Origin of the sequence: Streptomyces sp. NPDC127106, assembly GCF_042677605.1 — a bacterium.
In the GTDB taxonomy this organism is placed as follows: Bacteria; Actinomycetota; Actinomycetes; order Streptomycetales; family Streptomycetaceae; genus Streptomyces.
This window is the reverse complement of sequence record NZ_JBHXTC010000075.1, coordinates 28,862-34,776: the sequence shown is the minus strand read 5'-3', so window position 1 is coordinate 34,776 and position 5,915 is coordinate 28,862. Positions and strand designations below refer to the sequence as shown.

Sequence of the window (5,915 nt, the reverse complement as noted above, 5' to 3'; positions counted from 1 at the left end):
CCCCCCCCCCCCGCGCCGCGGGGGGCGCCCCCGGCCCGCCGGGACCGCCAGGGCCGCCGGCGCCGCCGGGACCGTCCGGGCGCTGCTGCGGGCTGCGCTGCGGCGTGCCGTAGACCTGGCCGGTGTTGTAGCCGCTGTCATAGCCGCTGTGGTAGCCGTCGTACCCGTCCTGGCCGGGGGACTGCTGCTGCGGCACCCCGTACGGGGGCGCCGGCGGCCGGCCCGGCCGGGCGGTCGGGGGCTGCGCGGGCCGCTGGGGCTGCTGCGGCAGTCCCGGCCCGCGGCGCTGGACGTGCGGCATCCGCCGGGCGCCCTCCGGCTGTGCCTGCGCGCTGCCGCGCCCGTACCCGTCGTCGCGGCTGCGGTTGTCACCGCGCCCATCCGGCCACTCGTTCATGCCGCATAGGATGCCCGGTCGCGGGAGGTGGGCGACAGCCCGGTCCGTGCTTCGTGCCGGTGCTGTTGCACAGCTGATGCATCCGCGTCGGCTTTAAGGTAGCGGTATGACACAGATACCGGGCGTGACGGCGGGCGACCTGCAAGGAAAGCCCACCTCGGCCTCGCGGACCACCCTCAGCCACATCATGACCGCCAACGACACCAACCTGCTGGGCACGGTGCACGGCGGTGTGATCATGAAGCTCGTCGACGACGCGGCGGGCGCCGTCGCCGGCCGCCACTCGGGCGGCGCGGCCGTGACCGCCTCCATGGACGAGATGGCCTTCCTGGCCCCGGTTCGCGTGGGTGACCTGGTTCACGTCAAGGCGCAGGTCAACTGGACCGGCCGGTCCTCGATGGAGATCGGCGTACGGGTGCTGGCCGAGCGGTGGAACGAGTCCACCCCCGCCACCCAGGTCGGCAGCGCCTACCTCGTCTTCACCGCCGTGGACGCCGAGGGCAAGCCGCGCACCGTCCCGCCCGTGGTCCCCGAGACCGACCAGGACAAGCGGCGCTACCAGGAGGCCATGATCCGCCGTACGCACCGGCTCGCCCGGCGCCGGGCGATCATGGCGCTGCGCGAGGAGCGGGCCGCCCAGGGCTTCGACGACTGACGCGCCGCCGGGCCGTGCCGGGCCGATCGTCCTGCCGGCCGGTCGTCCTGCCAGCCGGTCGTCCTGCCGGCCGGCCGTCGTTCAGGCCGTCCGTCGTTCCGGTGGGTCGGCTACCTGCCGCAGACCACCTGGTCGCCGGTCAGCACCCCGAACCGTCCCTGGGGCGGGTCCTCCGGCCGGACCGGCACGACCTTCCGGTAGTCCGTTCCGGCGATCACCAGCACCGTCCGGCCCTGCCCCGGCACGGCCCGCAGCTCGCTGCCCGGCAGTGCGGCGGACACCGTGCGGGCGGACCGGTCCCAGCGCGGGTCGTACGCGATCACCGTGCGTTTGACGTTGCGGCCGGCGCCGTTGCCCGGGGTGCCGGTGGTGTCGAAGCCGGTGGCGCGCAGCGCCGCGTCCACCCGGCCGCCCAGCCCGTCGATCCGGGTCCCGTTCTCGACCCGGACCCGGATCCGCTCCGGCGGTACGTCGACGGGCACCGCGGGCGGCTGCTGCGGGCGCGCCGGCTGTCCGGGCCGGACGGGCCCGGGGACGGGGGCCAGCGGACGGTCCTGGCGCAGGGCCTCGAAGAGCTCGGCGGCCTTCCGCTCGTCCCATTTCACGGTGGAGCCGATGCCCTTGACCGGGAAGGACGGGTCCCCGATCGGCACGGAGGCGAACTCCGACGAGGACGGGGCGAAGTCGCGCATGGCCTGGCCGAGGGCCAGCATCTGCTCCGAGCCGAAGCCGGGGTCGGCCCGTACCGAGCCCAGCAGGGTGGAGCTGACCTCCTTGAACTTCACCGGGTTCAGCAGCACCCCGCCGCTGGTGGCCTGGTCGATGAGGGCGGCCATGAACCGCTGCTGGCGCTGCATCCGGCCGAGGTCGGCGGCGCCGTCCACGTGGCGGGAGCGTACGTACTGCAGGGCCTGGCCGCCGCTCAGCCGGTGGGTGCCGGGCAGCAGGTGCAGGCCGGTGTTCCGGTCGGTGAGGGCCTTGGCGGTGCAGATCTCCACGCCGCCCATCGCGTCGACCGTCTTCATGAAGCTGGTGAAGTCGACCTCCAGGTAGTGGTCGATCTTGACGCGGGTCATGTGCTCGACGGTGCGCACGGTCAGCTGGGGGCCGCCCTCGGCGTAGGCGGCGTTCAGCTTCGCCGGGTGCGGGCCGTGCTCCTTCCCGGTGGCCCCGTCGCGGTGCGCGGGCAGCTCGGCGTAGCTGTCGCGGGGCAGGCTGACGACGCTGGCGCGCTCCCGGTCGGCCGAGAGGTGCACCAGCATCACGGTGTCGGTGCAGTGGCAGGGGGCGCCGCCGAGGCGGTACTCGCGCCGGTCCTCGCGGCTGATCCGGTCGCGGCCGTCGGTGCCGACGAGGAGGAAGTTCAGGCCGTGCCCGGCCTGGGGGCGGTTCTTCATGTCCTTGAACGGGTCCACCCGCTCGATGCCGGTGTCCAGGCCGGTCATGACCGCGTGCCCGACGGCCCCGGAGCCCAGGACGACCGCCGCCAGTCCGCCCGCGAGCCGTACCCCCCACCGGGGCCGGTCGCCGCGGGGGCGGTCCGGCCGGTCGGTCCGGCGGCGGTCCGTGGCCCGGCCGCGCCGGGTGCGCTGCGGCGGCGGCTGCGGCCGCGGGTGCGGCCGGGGGTGCGGGGTCAGGTGCGCGGGCCGGGCAGGTCGGGGAGGACGGGGTGGCTGGGGCACGGGGGACACCTCCGCGGGGGCAGCCGGGGCCGACAGGACGGACCGAGAAGGGCAAAGCAGACATAATGGTCAGATCGTCAGAACAGTAGGCCCATACGATCAGCCTCTGTCCCCACCGATCAGGCGGCGCGCACCCGTTTCCCCCGTACGCGGTAACGTGACACCGATACCCGACCTTGAAGGACCACATGCCCGCCCAGCAGCCCGCAGTCTCGGTGATCATGCCGGTGCTCAACGAGGAGCGCCACCTGCGCAACTCCGTCCGCCACATCCTCGGACAGGAGTACGCCGGTGAGATGGAGGTGGTGATCGCGCTGGGGCCGTCCACGGACCGCACCGACGAGATCGCCGCCGAGCTCGTACGCGAGGACCCCCGCGTCGTCACCGTTCCGAACCCCTCCGGCCGCACCCCGGCCGCCCTCAACGCCGCCATCAAGGCGTCCCGCCACCCCGTCGTGGTACGCGTCGACGGCCACGGCATGCTCTCGCCGAACTACATCGCCACCGCCGTCCGCCTCCTGGAGGAGACCGGTGCGCAGAACGTCGGCGGCATCATGCACGCCGAGGGCGAGAACGCCTGGGAGCAGGCGGTCGCCGCGGCGATGACCTCGAAGCTCGGCGTCGGCAACGCGGCCTTCCACACCGGTGGCAAGGCCGGCCCGGCGGACACGGTCTACCTGGGCGTGTTCCGGCGCGAGGCGCTGGAGCGGGCGGGCGGCTACAACGAGGAGTTCATCCGGGCCCAGGACTGGGAGCTGAACTTCCGCATCCGCGAGGCCGGCGGGCTGATCTGGTTCTCGCCGGAGCTGAAGGTCCAGTACCGGCCGCGGCCCTCCGTGCGGGCGCTCGCCAAGCAGTACAAGGACTACGGCCGCTGGCGGCACGTGGTGGCCCGCTACCACGCGGGCTCGATCAACATGCGCTACCTGGCCCCGCCGACCGCGGTCTGCGTGCTCGCGGCCGGTGTGGTGGCGGGGGCGGCCGTGACCCCGTGGGCCTTCCTGGTCCCGGCCGGCTACCTCGCGGGGATCGCGCTCGGCTCGATCCCGGCCGGCAAGGGCCTCTCCCTCAAGGCGCGCGTGCAGATCCCGGTGGCCATCGCCACGATGCACATGTCGTGGGGCTTCGGCTTCCTCACCAGCCCGCGCTCGCTCGCGAACAAGGTCATCGCGAGCCGCCGCCCGTCGCCGAGCCCGGACCCCTCGGCGGCCTGAGGGCCTGGTGCTCCCGCCGGGACCGGCGGGAGCCCGCGCGACGGACGAAGGGGCCCGGTGACACGGTCGTGCAGACCGTGGCACCGGGCCCCCTTCCGTGCGGGCGGCCGCGCTACCAGGTGAAGCCCGGCTGGATCGCCATGCACTCCTTGTCGTTGTCGCCGTTGAGCGGGCGGGCCGAGTCGGGGGCCTTGGTCGGGGCGGGCGGCGGCGGGGTCGGCGCGTTGCCGGTCCGCCAGTCCTTGCCCACGAGCAGGACGATCCCGGAGGCGTCGTCGACCTTCTGCACCGCCGAGGCCGGCAGGCCGAGCGCGGTGGCCACGGCCGCCGCGTCACCGGCCAGGTCCGGGCTGGAGAAGCGGACCACGGTGGTGTCCTCGGACCCGGTCAGGTTGTCGGCGACGGCCTTGGTGAAGCCCTTGCCGGCCAGCACCGCGACGACCTCGGAGGCCCGGCCCTTCACCTTGCCCTGGGCGCCGTCCTTGCCGCCGGTGGCGTTGCGCACCGTGACCGGGATCCTCGCCGGCGGGGCGGCCTGGTCGACCGCGGGCTGGGAGGGGGCCGCCGGGGCGCCGGACGCGGCGCCGCCGGGCGTCGCGGCGGAGGAGGACGGAGCCGGGGAGGCCGCGCCGCCCGGGTGCTCGGGACCCTTGCCGTCCAGCGGGATGTCCTCGCGGATCATCCGGAACAGGTCCTCGGCCTCGCCCGGCTTCGGCTCGACCCGGGCGGAGTCCGACGGGCTGTAGATCCAGGGCATGGTCGTCATGGTGATCCGGCCCGGGTCGACCTTCTTGAGCTCCATGCTCAGGTCGTACAGCTTGTCGATCTTGTTCAGGCCGGGGTCGACGACCATGGCCTTGATGGCCGCCTGCGCCAGGCTGTTGAGCTTCATCGGGTTGCTCAGCTTGGCGTTCTTGCGGAACTCGCGGGCCATCGAGTTCATGTACATGTGCTGGGCGTGGGCGCGGCCGATGTCGCTGCCGTCCTCGAAGCCGTAGCGGGTGCGCAGCCACTGCAGGGCCACCTCGCCCTGGATGACGTTCTCGCCCTTGGGCAGCTTCAGGCCGGAGCCCTTGCCGTCCCTGGTGCGGGAGTGCACGTTCTCCTGGACGCACACCGGGACGCCGCCGATGGCGTCCGCCATCGTCACGACGCCCTTGAAGTCGATCATCATGAAGTGATCGATCGGGATCTTGGTCAGTTCCTGCCAGGCGGCGACCGTGCAGCCCGGGCCGCCGCGGCTGAGGGACTCGTTCGTCTGGACCAGGCCCCGGCTGGCCGGGTACACCTTGCCGCCCGGCTCCGTGCACTTGGGCATCTTCAGCAGCGTGTCGCGCGGCATGGACACCACGGACATGTTGGAGCGGTCCGCGGACAGGTGCAGCAGCATCTGCACGTCCGCCAGGGGCGGTCCGTCGAAGGTGTCCCTGGCGCCGCCGAGGGCCTGGTTCTCCGCGCCGTCGCGGGCGTCGGAGCCGATGAGGAGGATGTTCAGCGGGGTCTGCCCGAAGGCGTTGGGCCTGGACCCGCCCAGCTTGCTGTCGCCGAGGTTCAGCGCGTCGGTCTGGATGCTGCCGTTGAGGTGCCGGTAGTAGAGGTAGCCCACCGCCGCCGTCGCCAGTATGAGGAAGGCCAGGACGGAGGCCGTCCAGCGCAGTATGCGCCGCTTGCCCCGCCGGGGCGCCGGCACTCCGGTGCCGGGCGTGCCGGCACCGGGCGTGGCTGGTCCGTCGGAGGGGCCGCCGGATATGTCGTCGGCCGGCCGGGCGGGCGCCCCCTCCCCTCGCGTGCTGTTGTTCCTCACGGGTCCCCCCTCGAAATCACTTCATGACTGTGGTGGGGCGGCCCCGGCGGCCCCCCGCGGCGGCGCGGGCGGGGGGCCCGCCCTCGGCGCCGATGCCGCGCCCGAGCCGGCCGGCCGCGCCCCCCGCGGGTGGCGGGTGGGGGGGGGTGAGGGCGCGGCTCGC

The 5,915-nt window shown here is 74.0% G+C and carries 4 protein-coding genes and 1 pseudogene; 2 read left to right on the top strand and 3 right to left on the bottom strand.

Features of this window, described 5'->3' with window-relative positions:
- Positions 1-397, bottom strand: a pseudogene (locus tag ACFVGY_RS34600) (hypothetical protein); the annotation flags it as partial.
- A 106-nt stretch (positions 398-503) separates the two neighbouring features.
- Between ACFVGY_RS34600 and ACFVGY_RS34595 the strand changes: the two are divergent.
- Complete coding sequence (locus ACFVGY_RS34595; RefSeq protein ID WP_385685505.1) at positions 504-1,052, top strand: acyl-CoA thioesterase; 549 nt, start codon at positions 504-506, stop codon at positions 1,050-1,052.
- A gap of 110 nt (positions 1,053-1,162) precedes the next feature.
- Here the strand turns inward: ACFVGY_RS34595 and ACFVGY_RS34590 are convergent, their stop codons facing one another.
- Positions 1,163-2,734, bottom strand: a complete 1,572-nt coding sequence (locus ACFVGY_RS34590; protein ID WP_385685502.1) for an LCP family protein — start codon at positions 2,732-2,734, stop codon at positions 1,163-1,165.
- 188 nt (positions 2,735-2,922) lie between these two features.
- Between ACFVGY_RS34590 and ACFVGY_RS34585 the strand changes: the two genes are divergently transcribed.
- A complete protein-coding gene (locus tag ACFVGY_RS34585; protein WP_385685499.1) occupies positions 2,923-3,948 on the top strand; it encodes a glycosyltransferase family 2 protein in 1,026 nt (341 codons plus the stop codon).
- Between the two features lie 112 nt (positions 3,949-4,060).
- On the opposite strand, the gene ACFVGY_RS34580 is transcribed toward ACFVGY_RS34585, so the two are convergent.
- Entirely contained in the window at positions 4,061-5,752 is a 1,692-nt protein-coding gene (locus tag ACFVGY_RS34580; protein ID WP_385685496.1) for an LCP family protein, read from the bottom strand.
- Positions 5,753-5,915: the final 163 nt, after the last annotated feature.

Excerpts from the sequence above, each read along its gene's own strand:
- ACFVGY_RS34595 (WP_385685505.1), top strand. The coding sequence starts at position 504 with ATGACACAGATACCGGGCGTGACGGCGGGCGACCTGCAAGGAAAGCCC.
- ACFVGY_RS34585 (WP_385685499.1), top strand. The coding sequence starts at position 2,923 with ATGCCCGCCCAGCAGCCCGCAGTCTCGGTGATCATGCCGGTGCTCAAC.